Origin of the sequence: Mycoplasmopsis gallinacea (genome assembly GCF_012220205.1) — a bacterium.
GTDB lineage: Bacteria > Bacillota_I > Bacilli_A > Mycoplasmatales > Metamycoplasmataceae > Mycoplasmopsis > Mycoplasmopsis gallinacea_A.
Genome location: NZ_CP047225.1, coordinates 695,033 through 712,725, shown reverse-complemented (window position 1 = coordinate 712,725; position 17,693 = coordinate 695,033). Strand labels below are relative to the sequence as shown.

Here is a 17,693-nt window from a genome sequence, read left to right as displayed (position 1 = left end):
ATAATTAAACAACCACAGAATGGAGATAGATGAATAAAGATATATTAATGAACATTTTAATTCCGAGAAAACAATTAAAAGAAAGTTTAGAAGAAAATCTTAATGGAAAACCAGCTGAATTTTTAATAGTTCTTGGAGATTTACGGAGTGAATGCGGAAGCGTTGTTGTTGGAATTGCTTATAGAAATGAACATTTAAGTGATTTACCACAGGACAAAATCTTTTCACTTTATAAAAATGATGACATTATTCCTTTTAAGTTATCAATTGATAAATTGTTCAACATTGAAACAGATTACTTAGAAGAAATAACAGATAACTTTACGGAAATGACCGGTACAAAATTATCACAAACAACTTATTCTTATATTCTTTACCCACTAAAAGACATTATGGAAAATGAAAAGGACAACCTTTATTCAATCAAAGTGGTAAAAGAAAAAGATATAGAAAATGAAATGACTATGTAAAGGAGATTAAATGGAAGATAAATTTAAAAACTTAAATAAATTACATAAAGAATTTACTGAAATTTCAAATGAAATTTATTTCATTTCAAATATGAAGAAATTCAAAGAAAATGAACTGAAACTTATTAAAAGTTCTGACCTAATTTCTGAAAATACAAAAGAAGATTTAACAAATATTTATCAGGAATTTTATACCAAATTAGAAGATGTTATGAAAGCATCAAAAATAAAATCAAAAGAATTATCAAAACAAATTAATAAACTCACAAAATAAAAGGAGCAAAAATGAAACTTAATAAAGAATTATTAACTTTTTTAGAAGAATTTAAAAAAGATAAATTAAATCAAACAGTTAGAGATATTGTTTTTGAAAATGAAGACTTTCAAGGAATTGATTTTAACTACATTGATTTGGCAAATAAATATATTGAAGATTTAGAAGAAAGATTAGATGATGAAGAACTTAAAGTAGATGAAAAGTTTTTTGAAAATCAAAGCGAGCACATATATGAAATTGCGGACGATAATGTAAATATTTACTATGCTGATTTAGAAAAAAATGCTGTTGAAAAACTTAATTATTTGCTTGATAATCACTCTGATGTCTTAGAAGAATTTACAAAAACCAATAAGAAGAATTTTTATGTCATTGTGCATTATGCAGAGTATTATATTGGTTCTGATTTTTTAGAAGAGTTTCATAGAAAGTTTGAAGAAACAATTGAAAAAAGACTTGATTTAGATAATCAAAAAGAAATGTTAATGGAATAAAACTAACCACAGAATAGAGAAACAATGAAAATCCTAAAAAATCTTTACCTTGATGATGCAGTAAATAACTACTACATTTATTTATTAGAAAACGGAAAGTTAGAAAAGCAAGTAGATAATAAAGAAATTATCTTACATCATTTAAATAACGGAGTTATTCTTCAAAACACATTAAATAATTCACTTTTTATTCCAAGCAAATTGTATGAAGAAAGTGAAATTGAGCAAATATTAGACAAAATCGATACTTTAAAACCAGAGTGAATTAGTTTTGGAGATTTATGTCCAAATTTAACTAATAAACTCAAAGAAAAATACCCTAATGCTTTATTTGAAATGCAAAATATTGCTACTTTAAAAAAGGAAGATTTAAAACTCTTTGCTAATGATAAAAACTACAAAATAGTAAAAGTTGATAACTCAAATATTGACTTAGCAATAGATTTTTTAAGAGAAAATGACTTTTACCCTAGCACAAGGGAAAATTGAATAAGAGAATACAAAAACCAACAAGCAAAATATGGTTATTTAGTATTTGATAAAGATAAGTTAATAGGACATTGTTGCATTGTTTATTCTACCAGTGATTATTTTGTTCTTTGGGGAGTTCTTGTTAAACAGGAATATAGAAACCAAGGTATAAGCAAAATTATGGTAGCAAAATTATGTAATGAACTATTAACAATATCAAATAAAGATATATTACTTTACTATACAAAAGAAATAATAGGAAACATCTATAAAAAGATTGGTTTTAAAGATGTTTCACAACTACTATCTTTAACCTTTAAAAACGATTAATGATTGGAGAAATATGAAAATGGAAATACAAGATATTTATACATATCATTGCGGAGAAAAGCAAGTTTATTTACATAGAGTAAATATTGACAAAACTATAAAGGAAGTGAATTTTTTATTAAGTGAAAGCAAAGATGAAAAGTGAGATGATTTTTTTAAAAAATTTCATTGTCAAATTTGTTTTAGTTCTTTTTATCACTCATTAGACACTGACCAACTTATTAAATCAGATTTTATGTATAAAAAAGATGAAAAATTGACTGATTACAAAACAGCAAATTTTGACATAATACTATGTTTTGGAAAGGAAATAAATAAAAATTTAACAAATAAAGAAATAACTTATAAATTAAGAAAGATACTGAAAAAAGAAATATTTAAGACTTATAAGAAAATAATTTACAACGCTTACGAAGAAACAGAAAGCAACGATATTGTTATCAAAACTCCTAATGTAGAAAATATTGAAAAAGTTGTTTTATATGATTTGGTGAAATCAAAACCAAACTCATAAAGTTTGGTTTCATCTTATTAATTTACTTATAAAAGTTCCTTTATTCTTTTGCTTAAATCTTTGTAACAAAAAACTCTCATATTGTCTGGAACATTTTTAAAATTTTCTTGAATTTTGTCTGATAATTGTTTTTCCTGAACAAAAATTCATCATATTTTTTCTTTTTTACTTTCTATTGACTGAACAATTTTTGGAAATCAGTTCTTATAATATTTAAATTTTTGTTTTGTTTCACCATATTCTCAGATTTTTATAGTTTTGTTTGTTTTGTTTAAAGAAATTACTTTTTCTGCAAAATAAAAAAATAAATTATAGATTTTATTTTTATATGGAAATTTAATTGCAAAGTTTGATTTTAAGAAATTAATTTCTTCAACAAAAAAAGTTTTATTTTCTAATGTTATTTCATCATATTTGATTTCTAAATTATCAAATACTTCTTTTGTATGTTGCAACATTTGTTCTTTAAAGTTTGACATATTATATTCCTTTCATTATATTTATATTTACATAAACAATTATAAAACATATTAATTATCAAAAACAGGAGAAAAAATGAAATGAAATTTTTATATTTACCATTCAGGAAGCAGATTTATCAATTTAGTTAGAGTACATGACAAATTTTTACCAGATATGAAAGAATATCTAAAAAGAGAAAAGAAAAAATATTGACCAGAAAGTTCTTTTCATTGTGAGTATTGTCTTATTTTTATGATTAAAATGCTTCAAAACAATGAAAATAAATCTTTCTTAGTCTATAAAGATAAAGAATTGTCTAATGATAAAACTACTGTGTATTCAGGACTTTATGGTTTTAAAGAAAAATCTAAATACACCAGAAACTGATGTTTTAGACTGGGAGAAACATTTGAAGATATTAATAAATTAGAAAATGATTTGTCTTTCCAAAAAGCAGCAAAACAAATAGAAAGCATCTTTTATGAAAATTTCAAAAAAGCAATTAAACAAATATCGAAACAAACACTGAAAAACCGTGGTAAAGACATATTAATAAAAACTCCACTTTTAGGAAGAATTTGAAACTTAAACCCGCTTGGTTTAATTTGAAAATCTGAATTTAAAAGAGATGAAAATAAAGATGAATAAAGGAGCAAAATGAATAAAGAAAAACAAGATGAGATAGCAACACAAGTAAATGAATTTCTTTCAAATGTATCTATGCTATATTCAAAATACACTAATAAAGAAATTGATATGGAAGAATTTTTGAGTGGAGACCCTGATTTTAGACAAGGAAAAGAAATTAAAGCATTCTTTGGAGATGTTTTAGAAAAAAGCGATTATAAGAAGATTTTAAATCAAATTTATAGTGTATTACAATATATCATCAAGAGCAATTGCCCGTGATATGAACTTTATATTAACCCAGAAACAGAGCAGGTACATAATCGTGAAGAAATTGAGGAAATTTATATTGAAAACAAAGAATATGAAAATCAAACTTTACCAAATTACATTAAAAATAACTACTTTGAAGATATAGATGAATTTTGTGATTATTTAAATGTGGAGTTTGATGAAACAGAACATACTACATTAGCAATATGAATTGAAAGAATGCAAGTAATTGATGAGTTAGATATTCAAAATAACGAATTATATGTGCATTTTTGAGATAAAAAAGTTTTAGATAAAGAAGATATCAAAGAAATAATAATCACTAGTACAAATTGAAACTGAGACCACAAAATTGAGAATTTTGATAATCAAAATCAATTTGAAGAGTTTTTAAGCAAAATAAAAAATGAAGATTTTGAATTTACTAAAAACCAAGAAATGAATATGTAAATTGTTATTAGAAAGGAGAATTAATTATGAAAGACAAACTTTTTAAAATAAATGAAAATACAAAGATTAATATTAAGAACTATATTTATCATAGTAAAGATATTGTAGAAATGATTGTCCAATCAAACGAAGATTGACCTTATTTAGATGATTATGATATGGACGAGTTATATAGAGAAGCATATGATGCCGTTAATGAATGCGGTGATGTTTATGCAGTAGCAAAATATAAATATTATAAAACCTGTGATTATAGAGAACAAAGAGATGATATAAATACAAATTTAACTTGATGATTAAATGAAACACTTTTAAATTTGGTTTTGGAAAATAATAAAGGTAAAGAATTTAATCAATTTTTAAAAGATAAATTTAGAACGAAAATTGTTGATGAAAAGATTTATAAAGAGTTAGAAGCAAGTTTTCTTAAAGAAAAACCAATGGAATATAGTTATTAAATGGTAAATTGAGCAAGAATTAATTTACTTGTTTAAAAGAAAGGAGACTAATTGAAACAAAAACTAATTGTATGAGATTTATTCGGCGGCGGTAATAATTCCGTTTATAAATCTTTAATTGATAGTGATAAATATGAAATTCACACTATTGATATTACTGTCCCTGAAAGAAAAACACAATACGATGTAGATTTATCACAAGATTTTAAAGTTTTAAAAAAATTCTTTGATAAATTACCACAACCAGATATTATAGTTGCTTCTCCATTATGCCAGTCTTTTAGTAGTGTTTTATCAATGAAAGGCGGTGGAACTTGTTTTTGGAAATATAAAGACAGTTCTAAAACCTGTTTAACAGAAAGAACCAAAGAAGAATTTGAACAACTCAAAAGTGGTTTTACTCGCTATCTAAAAGCAGATAATCAATTATTTATCAAAAGACTTGGAGAAAAATGTATTGATAATACATTAAGCATTATCAAACATTATAAACCTAAATATTTTTACATTGAAAACCCACATAACTCTTTAATGTGAAAGTACATCAAATACAATACTGACTTTGGTAATTATTTTGATTTGCATTTTAATAAAGGAAGATATGGGAATTATGGTTTTATCATTAGAAAAGACACTATCTTTCTTTCAAATGTTGAAATGAAATTAAAATGAGAGAAATTTATTCCCCCTTATTACACAGAAATTGTTAATGGTGAAATATATACCGTTATGAAAGATAACCCCCAAAAGAGAGTTAAAGGTATAAGAGCATTTGATTTTTCCAAGATAGGAATTAAAAAATCAAAGGCGTTTTCCACTAGACAAATTAGCGAAATTGGCGAGCATTCAAATATACCAAAGCAATTAATAAGAGAAATATTTAATTATTTTATTTAAAAATAATGACTAAATTAACCACAGAATGGAGAAAATATGAAACTAGATAGAGAAAAAATCTTAAATTGATTTAAAAATCAAGAAAAAGATAGTTTAGTTCAGCAGATATACGACAAGGTGATTTTGTATGAAAATTGACCTTATATAAATGATGTTTTTTATGATTGTCCTTTATATGATTACATCGATGCTTTTGAAAAAAACTATTCAAAAAGAAAATTTCAATTCGTTAGGTGAGTGTATTGACTATATTGAATGTGAAAAGCTACCAAGTATAGCGGAAACAAACATAAACACAAAAGAAAATCAATTAGCAGAAAAAACAACAGAAAAAATCAAATTTTTAATTGATAAAGACCCTTATTATTTTGAATATATTAAAGAAAAACCAAGTATTTATGATGTTTTAAAAGCTGGTGAAAAAACCTTAATTAATGAATTTTTATATCAATCTAACAAAGCATTTGAAAATATTTTAGAAAATGAATTTGAATTAGAAGAAGACAATGAAATGACGATTTAACTTAAACTTACCATAGGAGAATATATGAATTTTGATAAAGAATTAGATTTTAAAGCGTGAGATTTAATAAAAAAATGAAGCAATGAATATAAAATTTATCGTTTAGCAAAAAAAATTTCAACCAAAAATAATAAATTTGATTGATTAAATTTAAATAATCAAAACTTTACAGGGTATAGAGATTACGAAATTAATTTAGTTGGTGAAGATTATTTTGAAAGATTTAGTGAAAAAGTCGAATATGACGAAGCAAATTCTTTAAATGATTTATTTGAACAAATGGAAAAACAAATACCATATATCGCTGATGATAACGCTAATATTTATGACGAAGATTTAGAACTTCAATCATTTGAAAAAATGAAATATTTAATTGATAATCATTTGGAATATTTTGAAACGTTTGAACCGGAAAAAACATCAATTCATAATGTTTTAAGAGCAGCAGAGCGATATATTATTGAAGATTTCTTATATGAGTTTCACAATGAATTTAAAAAAGAATTCACAAAGGAACTTGAAAAAGAATTAAGCATCGAAGAAGATTTAGGTATTGAAATGTAAAGTAGGTTGAAAAAATTCAATATCTAATTGAAAACCATCCTGATTATTTCAAAAGTGATGATTTTGGAAATACAAAATATAAAAAAGATATTTACACAGTTTTAGAAGATGCAGAATACACTATTATGGAAGATTATTTATATGATTTTCATAAAGCTTTTAAAACATTCTTTGAAAATGAATTAACAAAAATACTTGATAATGAAAACGAAAATGAAAGAACAATAGATTAAACTAACCACAGAATGGAGAAAATATAATGAATAAAGAAAAAAATAAAAAAGGTAAAAAAATCTTAGTGGGTGCAACAGTTGGTGCTGGTGTAGCTGCTGCAATTATCATTCCCCCACTTTTAACAAAATATTGTAATGCTAAAAGTGAGATTAAACAAAACAAAAAAGATATACAAGAATTAAATTATCAAATTAAGAAAACTAAAAATGAGTTAGAGAGTTTAAAAATCACTCTTGGTGAAAAAGATAGATTAATTGAGAATTTAAATGCTTCTTTAAAAGAAGAAAAAGATAAATTAAACCTTGCAAGAACTAAGTTATTTCTTTTAGTAGGTAGTTCAGATGAAAACTTTGATTTTGGAAGCAGTGGAGAAAATGCATTAGACAATTCAATTGTTAAAGATTTACATAAAAATGTTGCTCGTCTTACTAATGATGTAAGGTCAAAAGAAGCAAGAATTGCTTCGCTTGAAAAAGAACTTGAAAACCTTAAAAGTGATTATCAAGTGCTTCAAACAAAACTTAAACAAAAAGAAAAAGAGAATGTAGATTTATTAAATCAAATTGAAGCAATCATTGCTGATAATAAACAAAAAATTGCTCTTTTAAACTTAGAAATTGCTAACTTACAAGGAGAAAATGAAGAAAAAGACAGAATTATTGTGGAAAAAGAGCAAGAAATTAATCAGTTAAATGCTAACATTGAAAATCTTAATGCTTTAATTACTGAGCAAGAAGCAACTATTAGAGAGAAAAATGCAAACATTGCTACTTTAACAAATGAAAGAGATGCAAATAAGCAAGCATTTTTAAATTCAATTATTGAGTATAGACAAACTATTAAAAACTTAGTTAATGAACTAGGGAAAATTAAGCAAGCAAATAAAGAGTTTGTCCAAAGTTTATTTGCTAATTACAATGATAATTTAGATACCAATGATGCTTCACTAGCAGAAATTGCTAAATATACTATTGGAGAAAATGGTTATGATACTCTTTTAGCTAATGGAGAACTTACTGTTTTTGACGGAAAGGTAATTACTCTTAGCGAGAGATATAAAGACTTTAACGAAATTGATGAAAATCTTCAAAGTTCATTTAATGATTACTTAAACTTAGATGATGAACAGTATAAAGCGTTCTTATTTGATGAAAACAATGTGAAAAACGATGCTTTTCTTGCACAATTACAAATTCTTAATCTTTTAAAAGAGAAAACAAATTCTAACTTTAATGTGTTAAATGAAGCGTTTGCAAAAATGCTTGAACTTAATAAAGAAAGAAACCAGAAAACAACAGAGTATTTAAACAGTTTAATTACTCAAATTGAAACTTTAACAGGAGAAAAATATAACCCAACCAAAGATTTTGGAAATAATGGAGAAAATGCTAATGGTGGAGTTATTCAAAGACTTAAAGACAAAATTACTAACTTAGAAAATGTAGTAAGTAAAGCAAAAAGTAAATTAACAGAGTATGTTGGTAGTGAAGACGAAAATTTTGATGCAGGAGAAAATGGTGAAAACTCACTTGAAAATTCTCTTGTTTATAGATTAAGAAAAGAGATTGAACAAAAACAAAATACACTTGAAGAAAAAGATAGGGAAATTCAAACTAAAAATAGTGAAATCGAAAATAAAACAGAGCAAATTCAAAGATTAGAGCAAGAAAAAACTGATTTAAATAGCACAATTGAAAGTCAAAAAGAACAAATTAAACAACTTGAAAATACCAAAGCAGAACAAACAAGAAAAATTGGAGAACTTGAAAACAGAAAAACTGAACTTGAAAGAGAAAATGCTCAAAAAGATGAAAGTATTAGAAGTTTAACACAAGCAAAAGAAGCAGCACTTGCAGAAGTAGAAGAATGAAAAAGAAAATACAACAGCGCTAACTCTGAACTTCAAAGCACAAATAGAACATTATCAACAGCGAAAAATAAACTATATTCATTGACAGGTAGTTCTGACCCTAATTTCAATGTTGGAACAAATGGGGAAAACGCTAAATCTGGGTCTCTTATTTATAGATTGAGACAACAAATTAGTGAAAAAGAAGCAAGAATTTCTACATTAAATAAACAAGTTGGCGATAAAGAAAAACAAAATGATGAAATAATTGCTATGTGAAATGCTTTGAATGTTAAAAAAATAATTTTCACTAGAAACATTTATGAAGCAGCAGGTTTCTTTTATCTTAAAGGTTTTGCTTGAAATCAATTACAAAATATGTTCATTGAAAAATTTGAAAAATTAAAAAAAGACCCTATGTCTCTTGATACAAATTTCCTTGCTTTTGACGAAAAAGATATTAAAGGTTCATCACAATCAAAATACGGGAGAAATTCATTGGGAGCACATCAAAGATTTGAGTGAAAAAACTTAATTACTAATTTTGAAAACATTGTTTTAAAAAGTAATGATTTCTTAATATCTGCGAAAAATTTTGAGACTTGAAAATCTAAAAACGAAAACAGAGAAAGTGGTTATCGTGGTATAGAAAATCCTTTCATTGCGAAAGAAACTAATTTTACAATTTACGAAGACTTAAATAACCCACTAAGAATAGAATTAAATGGACATTTACATAATAAAAAGTTCAACACTTATGTAGATAGTATTGATGAATACAAAGAATATGTAGAAGATAAATTTGAAAAATGAAAAAAAGACCAATTCAATGGTTATCGATACGTCGAAATAACACAAACCAAAGTAAGACAGCTTGTTGGAATTAAAGGAGCGGAACTAATTTTTAGAGAAAGTGAAATAGAAATAGAATGAGAACCCACTATTCAAGTAGTCGATAAAAAAATCGGTTCACGTAGAGAATTAAGTTTTAGTTTATTTTGAAAACCAGTTGTTATAAAAAACTATGCATATAATGATATTTTACAAACTTATAAATTAGAAAAGTCACACGCAAATTTAATGCGTGTGACTTTTTTGTGTCCATTGTGTAAAATAATAATGCTAAATAGAAAGGACACATTTTATTATATGAAAAAATTAATAGATTTATCTAAACAAAATATTATTTGTGTAAAAAATAATGCTGAAAACTTCCGTCACTTCATCATCAAAGAATCTGATGATGAGATAAAACGTCTTCACTCAAATGTTTCGTCTAAAGGTTGCTTAGAGATAAACAAATATCTATACTCTTAATGTGGGAAATTATTTTGAAAGTTCTATTTTTGAATTCAGTATCAAAAGCGGCGAAATATTTTGGTTATCAATCTAGAACGGTTAAGCAAAAAATGGAAATAATGATTGAAAAAAATGACTATCATAAAAGCCTAAAAAATAAAGTTATTTGCAAAATTTGCGGATCTAAAATTTTTATAACTAAATTTCTCTCGTTCAGAAAACTATCAAATCATTTGCTTAGTTATAAAACCAAAAGGTTAATGATAGTGTCAGAATCACAAAAAAATAAGTGAAGTCACTTTAAGAAATATTGAAACGATGTAACTAAAGAATTAAGAAAAAAAGCAAGCAAAAACTCTAAAAACATTAAATGTAAAATGTCTGTTAAGTTTATGATTAACTCGTTTAAACAAACAAATCAAAATGCTTTTTGTCCTACATTTAGCACAGTTTACAAAGCTCTAAAGCAACAAAGAATAAAACTTTCTTTTGACCCGCTTTTATATTTATCAAGAGGTGGTTATACAAAAACTACATTAAAGCAAGGTAAAAGGTCATTGATACACGCTAGAGACGTAAAATATAGACCTAAAGAAGCAAATTTAAGATTAGAAAAAGGTCATTTTGAAGCTGATACAGTAGTTGGTAAAAGAGAAGATAAGTTTGTTCTTTTCACACTTTTAGATCGTAAAACTAGAGAGTTATACATTGCTTTAACAAAAAGAGATGCAAAATCAATTAACAAAGCATTAAGGATGTTAATAAGAAAATACAATCTCGAAATAAAAACCTTAACAGTAGATAACGGTAGTGAAAACACACTTCTTCATAAAGTGGTAGGTAAGAAAAAGTTATTTAAATGTAAACCTTATGCTTCGTATCAAAAAGGTTCAATTGAAAATGCTCATAGATACATTAGAAGATTTATTCCGAAGGGTAAAAGTTTCAATTCACTCACACAAGAATACGTGTTTTGAATCAAAGAACAAATCGATGAATACAAAAGAATATTAGCAATAGAAAATTAAAATTAATATCAATAAATGCTAAGTTCAAGAATGATGACCTAAACCAAATTTATGTGAAGAAAAACTATTTTTTGTGTAAATATCAGTTTAAATAAGAATAGTCTTGTAATGACAGTCTTTTGTTACAAATACATTAATTGCGTTGGCACGCGGCCTTCTCTTCTTTTCTTTCGGAGAAAAGAAGCAAAAGAACTTCAAAATTCAAATTAATAGCAATAAAAGAAAGTTTGGTATTTAAGCGCTAAACTAGATTTTTGTGTTGAAGCCCATTTGATGTGTAATGTCAGTTTATCGCTGTATTGTTCTATGTCTATCTTTTGTTACAGATTCAAAGATTGCGCTGCCGCACAGGCCTTCTTTTCTTTCGGAGAAAAGAAGCAAAAGAACTTCAAAATTTATAAGAAAACAAGCCACAAGGGCTTGCAATTTTGATTTTACCTTTGTCAGTATTTATTCATTTTTAGCTCTAATTTTTTTATAATTTAAACATTAAAAAAGCATTGTTATTTTTTTGACACTTAACTTGCGCGTCACTTTTCCAATTTTTATATTTTACAAACTTATTTAACAGGTTTCTATACAACATCGAATTATAATAGAATGAATACTGCTACTTGAACCAACATTAATACTCCTGGTTTTAATTATTTTGAACATTTTCTTTACCGTATGGGTGTAGATGTAAGAGTATTAAACGGAAATATCAATGATATTTATAACAGGTATAAAGGTTATGTGTTCTTATGTGATGACTTAAAATTACCAATTGTAAAACAAGAAATTGACATTTTACCAAGAGTTATAATACAAAAAAATAAATAAAACATTTAACAATTTGATATAATTTATATATAAATTATATCAAGGAGTATTTATGAAGAAATGAAAACTTATATTACCTTTATTTGCTTTTGGTCTTGTTTTTAGTGCAGGCGTTTCTGCTTATTTTGTTTTAAAAACCAACAATAATAATGTTGTGGAGAAAACAAAAAAAGAAGAAATAAACACTCAAAATATTGAAATTCTCAAAAAAGCATACTTAAAATATCAAGAAATTCAAAATAAAGATTTTGTTATAAGAAATTTTGAAAATGAATTCTTAACTTTATATAACGACAATGTAAAAAAATCAGTTGAAGAATTTTACAATCAAAATTATTCAAAATTAACAAATATTACTCTTAAAAATTTCTACACTAAATGAAAATATTTAATTTTAGATAAATATTTGCTAGAAATAGATAAAAAAACCGTTTCTATTAGAGATGAAAAAATATTATCTTTAAAGAATATTTTTAACGAAATTGATAGAACAAGTGAAAATTTGATAGATACAAAAATCATCGAGTTATCTAAGAGAATTGCAAATATTAATGAATTTGAAGAATTTATTAAAGATGATTTTAATACATTTTTTACAGATGAAAATAATGAACAACATTGAGCGTATAAATGATATTCTGCTGAATTTCGTGTAAAAAGCAAGAACAACAATACTTATTGAATAAGCCCTTTTTCCAAAATCTCATTAGATAATTTGAAAAATGAATTTAATGAACATTTTGCAAAATTTAAAGAAGATGCTTGAATGGTTGTTCCAAGAGAAGATTTAGTTGATGTAAGTAATTTTAGTTTAGACCAAGTTCCTGCTTTTTACACAGAAACAGATTATGATTGAATGAAATGAACTTATAAAAAATTAAGATACATCTCATTAGAAGAAATGAATTTAGATAGATGAATAGATGATAGTAGATTAAATGAAGAGCAAAGAGATACTCTTAATAAAAAAGTATCTACAAGAAAAAATATTCTTCTAAAAAATATCAAAGATATTGTGGGCGCAACTATTAACAAAAACTGAGATGTTGTAAAAATAGCAAAAGCACTTGCTAAATATTTAATTATTAAAAATGACTATTTAAGAGCGAAAAAAAATCAATGAGAACCAATGACTTTTTTAAGTTTAAAAGATGAAATTTCACATTTTAACTGTCAAGGATATAGTGAATTTATTTATATGTCTTTAAAATTACTTGGGTTTGAGAAAGTAGGTTTTGAAGATAGATATTTTTATAAAGAAAATAAACAAGATGTTAATCACGTTAATAACATTTATGATTTAGACGGTAAAAGATATATTATTGATGCTACTTTTGCAGATAAATATAATTCAAGTGATAACGATTTATCAACATTAGAAGAAATTAATTTCTTTATTAACAAGTTTATCTTTGTTCCTATTAATGATTATCTTAACCACGAACCACTTGCACCATTTTATGTTGCAAAATCTACAACAGATAAAACTGAAATTGTTTTTAAATAATAATAAAACAATTAGAAAGGAGAAACAAACATACACAGCAGCAGAGCATCACCTTGAAAACTGCCTGTTAAGACTAAACTAACCACAGACTAGTTTTAACTAATTTCATAGTTTTCATTACAAACTTGTTTATGTAAAGTAAATAAGTTTTCTTCACATAGAAAAAATTATTAATTCTTATTAATTTTTAATTTATGAAAGGAGAAAAAATGGAAAAGAAAAAAGCAAGAGCATCACCACTTGCTTTTCCCTGGTATTTATTAAATAGACTAAACTAACCACAGAATAGATTTATTTTCTAAAATACCAAATAAATTATACACTCATTAAGATAATACTTATTAAAAAATACAAAGGAGAATAACTATAAAAATTGGAAAAGTGACGCGCAAGTTAAGTGTCAAAAAAATAACAATGCTTTTTTAATGTTTAAATTATAAAAAAATTAGAGCTAAAAATGAATAAATACTGACAAAGGTAAAATCAAAATTGCAAGCCCTTGTGGCTTGTTTCTTATAAATTTTGAAGTTCTTTTGCTTCTTTTCTCCGAAAGAAAAGAAGGCCTGTGCGGCAGCGCAATCTTTGAATCTGTAACAAAAGATAGACATAGAACAATACAGCGATAAACTGACATTACACATCAAATGGGCTTCAACCACAAAATCTAGTTTAGCGCTTAAATACCAAGCTTTCTTTTATTGCTATTAATTTGAATTTTGAAGTTCTTTTGCTTCTTTTCTCCGAAAGAAAAGAAGAGAAGGCCGCGTGCCAACGCAATTAATGTATTTGTAACAAAAGACTGTCATTACAAGACTATTCTTATTTAAACTGATATTTACACAAAAAATAGTTTTTCTTCACATAAATTTGGTTTAGGTCATCATTCTTGAACTTAGCATTTATTGATATTAATTTTAATTTTCTATTGCTAATATTCTTTTGTATTCATCGATTTGTTCTTTGATTCAAAACACGTATTCTTGTGTGAGTGAATTGAAACTTTTACCCTTCGGAATAAATCTTCTAATGTATCTATGAGCATTTTCAATTGAACCTTTTTGATACGAAGCATAAGGTTTACATTTAAATAACTTTTTCTTACCTACCACTTTATGAAGAAGTGTGTTTTCACTACCGTTATCTACTGTTAAGGTTTTTATTTCGAGATTGTATTTTCTTATTAACATCCTTAATGCTTTGTTAATTGATTTTGCATCTCTTTTTGTTAAAGCAATGTATAACTCTCTAGTTTTACGATCTAAAAGTGTGAAAAGAACAAACTTATCTTCTCTTTTACCAACTACTGTATCAGCTTCAAAATGACCTTTTTCTAATCTTAAATTTGCTTCTTTAGGTCTATATTTTACGTCTCTAGCGTGTATCAATGACCTTTTACCTTGCTTTAATGTAGTTTTTGTATAACCACCTCTTGATAAATATAAAAGCGGGTCAAAAGAAAGTTTTATTCTTTGTTGCTTTAGAGCTTTGTAAACTGTGCTAAATGTAGGACAAAAAGCATTTTGATTTGTTTGTTTAAACGAGTTAATCATAAACTTAACAGACATTTTACATTTAATGTTTTTAGAGTTTTTGCTTGCTTTTTTTCTTAATTCTTTAGTTACATCGTTTCAATATTTCTTAAAGTGACTTCACTTATTTTTTTGTGATTCTGACACTATCATTAACCTTTTGGTTTTATAACTAAGCAAATGATTTGATAGTTTTCTGAACGAGAGAAATTTAGTTATAAAAATTTTAGATCCGCAAATTTTGCAAATAACTTTATTTTTAGGCTTTTATGATAGTCATTTTTTTCAATCATTATTTCCATTTTTTGCTTAACCGTTCTAGATTGATAACCAAAATATTTCGCCGCTTTTGATACTGAATTCAACAATAGAAACTTTCAAAATAATTTCCCACATTAAGAGTATAGATATTTGTTTATCTCTAAGCAACCTTTTAGACGAAACATTTGAGTGAAGACGTTTTATCTCATCATCAGATTCTTTGATGATGAAGTGACGGAAGTTTTCAGCATTATTTTTTACACAAATAATATTTTGTTTAGATAAATCTATTAATTTTTTCATATAATAAAAATGTGTCCTTTCTATTTAGCATTATTATTTTACACAATGGACACAAAAAAGTCACACGCATTAAATTTGCGTGTGACTTTTCTAATTTATAAGGAGAATAACTATTATTAAACAAAAGAATAACAAAGTAATAGTTAGTTTCTCAACAAGTCCATTAATAATTGAAAAATTAAGTGATTATATTTATCAAAAATCAGAGATTAATTCACGTTCAGAAATTATCAACCGAGCAATTTTAGATTACATTAAGAAGAAATAATGAACTTAAAAAGATATTTACCTTTTTTAGTTATTATTCCTAATTTTGCACTTTTAACATCTTGCTATAATGCAAACTTTAATAAAGTAAAGAATGATAATAGTAATAATGAGCAGATAAAATTTACCTTTTATCAAGATAGTGAAAGTTATGAAGAAAGCACTTATTATCTAACTGATAATGTTGATAACGATAGTTTTATTAACGCTTTTACAAAGAGCGATTTTGATAATGATTACTATTTTTACAACACTAAAACCGTTAAAGATATTAAAGACGGAAAAATAGCAAGTGTTTATAAATTGACAAAAAGTATAAGAGAATACTTTGATTTTAACACTGCAAATAAGGAATATATAACTTATAAACAAAAGTTAAAACACTTTAAAGATGCTTCAATTGAGTTTCTTAACTCAATGAGATTAGATGCTAATAATGATATGAATTTCCACGAAATTGGAATGCAATTAGGACAAGTGATATTTTCCCCTACCGAAAGTAGAACATCAGTAAATTATGTGCAAATTGATAAAATCTCACACATTCATTTACAAAATCTAAACTCTATTTTTAATACTAAATTTAATTCTCTAAGAGAAATACCAAGTGAGTATAAAAACTATGATGTTTATAAATTGCAAAACAGTGCTTATGAGCACTTTGTTGCTTGTTTAGCTAATTTAAATTACAATCATAGAACATTTGCTTTTCTCAGTGATAAAAAAAGCACTTTCTTTTGAAAGTAGCATTGATTACTTTAATCAAACGCAAACCATTTTATGCATCAAAAGAATGTATTATGAATTAATTTATACCTTTGATTATTTACATATTTTTGATAAATGTTTGGAATTTGGAAATTGAAATCAATTACCCAGTCAGGAAATTAGTAAAGTAAGACAACTTGGAGAAAAAGACGGAATGCTTTATTTAATTAGAAAGCAAAATGGTTCTTTAACTGAGTTTTATAAAACTTGAAGAAAGAATTTATACAAACTAATTAACCCAAATAATTTCTTCGGGTTTGTAATGGTAAGAAACAAAAAAGAAAGCATCTTGTGAGTTGATTTTATTGCTAATAATACTGATTTAAATGATATTTATAATCCATTTGATTTTATTAATTGAATTTATAACTATGAAGATAACAATTTAAATTCATTTATGGAAGAAATTATTAATGAAGAAGACTTTTCTCAAAGGACTTTTTGAGAAAAAACTTTTACTGAAAATACTCGTAAAAATGAATTACTTAAAAAATATTTAAAACAAAAACTCGAAACTAAACCAAAAGAGAATTCTTTTGAAGAATTCAAAAAAGAAATTATTAAAAAACTCCATTTAAATTCATTTATGCAGTAATGGAGTAAGAAAGGAAAAAAATATGATCGACGGTAAATCAATTTCAGGTATTGGAAATGCAATATCTGAATTATTAACAGAAACAAGGACTGTAGCACAGCAAATTGCAGGAGTTTTGGTTCCACTTGCATTTTCAATTTTATTTTTAATTCTAGCTTTTAAAACTATCTGATTAAACACAAAACTTAAAGGTGGTCAAGGTGATCAAAATACAAAAGATTCAAGAAACACTCTTGCTATTGCTACAATCATTTGTTTAATTATTGCTGTATCTACTGGTGTTTTACTGAATGTATTGTAGAAAAGGGTAAATAGATGTTTGTATTTGACTGATTATTTTTCCCGTTATTTAGTGCATTATGACAAGTCATTAGATTGTCGTTATGACTATTTCAATGAATTCAAGATATTTTCTTAAAAA

At 25.5% G+C, this 17,693-nt stretch carries 21 protein-coding genes; 18 read left to right on the top strand and 3 right to left on the bottom strand.

From position 1 onward, the window contains the following. The first annotated feature begins 29 nt into the window (after positions 1–29). Genes GOQ20_RS02890 through GOQ20_RS02870 form a run of 5 tightly spaced genes read left to right on the top strand, consistent with a single transcriptional unit; the run spans position 30 to position 2,556 of the window. On the top strand, positions 30–470 hold the full coding sequence (locus GOQ20_RS02890; RefSeq protein WP_167845328.1) for a hypothetical protein: 441 nt from the start codon (positions 30–32) through the stop codon (positions 468–470). A gap of 10 nt (positions 471–480) precedes the next feature. Further along, complete coding sequence (locus tag GOQ20_RS02885) at positions 481–744, top strand: hypothetical protein (protein ID WP_167845327.1); 264 nt, start codon at positions 481–483, stop codon at positions 742–744. A gap of 11 nt (positions 745–755) precedes the next feature. Further along, the gene (locus GOQ20_RS02880; protein WP_167845326.1) at positions 756–1,241 is read left to right on the top strand and encodes a hypothetical protein; all 486 of its coding nucleotides are present in this window, start codon (positions 756–758) and stop codon (positions 1,239–1,241) included. Between the two features lie 24 nt (positions 1,242–1,265). Beyond that, positions 1,266–2,042 (top strand): GNAT family N-acetyltransferase, encoded by a 777-nt coding sequence (locus GOQ20_RS02875; RefSeq protein WP_167845325.1) that lies wholly within the window; start codon positions 1,266–1,268, stop codon positions 2,040–2,042. A gap of 13 nt (positions 2,043–2,055) precedes the next feature. After that, a complete protein-coding gene (locus GOQ20_RS02870; protein WP_167845324.1) occupies positions 2,056–2,556 on the top strand; it encodes a hypothetical protein in 501 nt (166 codons plus the stop codon). 26 nt (positions 2,557–2,582) lie between these two features. Here GOQ20_RS02870 and GOQ20_RS02865 read toward each other — a convergent pair whose 3' ends face one another. Further along, a complete protein-coding gene (locus GOQ20_RS02865) occupies positions 2,583–3,035 on the bottom strand; it encodes a hypothetical protein (protein WP_167845323.1) in 453 nt (150 codons plus the stop codon). A gap of 76 nt (positions 3,036–3,111) precedes the next feature. Here GOQ20_RS02865 and GOQ20_RS02860 point away from each other — a divergent pair, with 76 nt between their 5' ends. The 10 genes from GOQ20_RS02860 (at position 3,112) to GOQ20_RS02815 (ending at position 13,549) form a co-directional block, all read left to right on the top strand. Then, positions 3,112–3,666, top strand: a complete 555-nt coding sequence (locus tag GOQ20_RS02860; RefSeq protein WP_167845322.1) for a hypothetical protein — start codon at positions 3,112–3,114, stop codon at positions 3,664–3,666. Positions 3,667–3,675: 9 nt separating this feature from the next. Continuing rightward, on the top strand, positions 3,676–4,368 hold the full coding sequence (locus GOQ20_RS02855; RefSeq protein WP_167845321.1) for a hypothetical protein: 693 nt from the start codon (positions 3,676–3,678) through the stop codon (positions 4,366–4,368). A gap of 26 nt (positions 4,369–4,394) precedes the next feature. Further along, positions 4,395–4,826, top strand: coding sequence for a hypothetical protein (locus GOQ20_RS02850; protein ID WP_167845320.1), 432 nt, complete (start codon positions 4,395–4,397; stop codon positions 4,824–4,826). A gap of 51 nt (positions 4,827–4,877) precedes the next feature. After that, positions 4,878–5,723, top strand: coding sequence for a hypothetical protein (locus GOQ20_RS02845; RefSeq protein WP_167845319.1), 846 nt, complete (start codon positions 4,878–4,880; stop codon positions 5,721–5,723). A gap of 187 nt (positions 5,724–5,910) precedes the next feature. Continuing rightward, positions 5,911–6,246, top strand: a complete 336-nt coding sequence (locus GOQ20_RS02840; protein ID WP_167845318.1) for a hypothetical protein — start codon at positions 5,911–5,913, stop codon at positions 6,244–6,246. Positions 6,247–6,270: 24 nt separating this feature from the next. Continuing rightward, entirely contained in the window at positions 6,271–6,810 is a 540-nt protein-coding gene (locus tag GOQ20_RS02835) for a hypothetical protein (RefSeq protein WP_167845317.1), read from the top strand. A gap of 259 nt (positions 6,811–7,069) precedes the next feature. Next, positions 7,070–10,210: a hypothetical protein gene (locus GOQ20_RS02830; RefSeq protein ID WP_167845316.1), complete on the top strand. Its 3,141-nt coding sequence runs from the start codon at positions 7,070–7,072 to the stop codon at positions 10,208–10,210. Positions 10,211–10,239: 29 nt separating this feature from the next. After that, a complete protein-coding gene (locus GOQ20_RS02825) occupies positions 10,240–11,220 on the top strand; it encodes an IS30 family transposase (protein WP_167845315.1) in 981 nt (326 codons plus the stop codon). A gap of 600 nt (positions 11,221–11,820) precedes the next feature. Next, positions 11,821–12,042: a hypothetical protein gene (locus GOQ20_RS02820; RefSeq protein WP_167845314.1), complete on the top strand. Its 222-nt coding sequence runs from the start codon at positions 11,821–11,823 to the stop codon at positions 12,040–12,042. 52 nt (positions 12,043–12,094) lie between these two features. Next, positions 12,095–13,549, top strand: a complete 1,455-nt coding sequence (locus tag GOQ20_RS02815; protein WP_167845313.1) for a hypothetical protein — start codon at positions 12,095–12,097, stop codon at positions 13,547–13,549. 914 nt (positions 13,550–14,463) lie between these two features. On the opposite strand, the gene GOQ20_RS02810 is transcribed toward GOQ20_RS02815, so the two are convergent. Both GOQ20_RS02810 and GOQ20_RS02805 read right to left on the bottom strand, forming a co-directional pair. Continuing rightward, positions 14,464–15,225 carry an IS30 family transposase gene (locus tag GOQ20_RS02810; RefSeq protein WP_167845312.1) on the bottom strand — a complete coding sequence of 254 codons (762 nt, stop codon included), beginning with the start codon at positions 15,223–15,225 and terminating at the stop codon, positions 14,464–14,466. Positions 15,226–15,396: 171 nt separating this feature from the next. Further along, the gene (locus tag GOQ20_RS02805; RefSeq protein ID WP_167845311.1) at positions 15,397–15,642 is read right to left on the bottom strand and encodes a hypothetical protein; all 246 of its coding nucleotides are present in this window, start codon (positions 15,640–15,642) and stop codon (positions 15,397–15,399) included. A gap of 267 nt (positions 15,643–15,909) precedes the next feature. Here GOQ20_RS02805 and GOQ20_RS02800 point away from each other — a divergent pair, with 267 nt between their 5' ends. The 3 genes from GOQ20_RS02800 to GOQ20_RS02790 are packed head-to-tail and all read left to right on the top strand — an operon-like array spanning position 15,910 to position 17,573. Beyond that, on the top strand, positions 15,910–16,656 hold the full coding sequence (locus tag GOQ20_RS02800; protein WP_167845310.1) for a hypothetical protein: 747 nt from the start codon (positions 15,910–15,912) through the stop codon (positions 16,654–16,656). Then, positions 16,625–17,272, top strand: coding sequence for a hypothetical protein (locus tag GOQ20_RS02795; RefSeq protein ID WP_167845309.1), 648 nt, complete (start codon positions 16,625–16,627; stop codon positions 17,270–17,272). Before GOQ20_RS02800 ends, GOQ20_RS02795 begins: the two co-directional genes overlap by 32 nt. Positions 17,273–17,294: 22 nt before the next feature. Then, on the top strand, positions 17,295–17,573 hold the full coding sequence (locus GOQ20_RS02790; RefSeq protein WP_167845308.1) for a hypothetical protein: 279 nt from the start codon (positions 17,295–17,297) through the stop codon (positions 17,571–17,573). Positions 17,574–17,693: the final 120 nt, after the last annotated feature.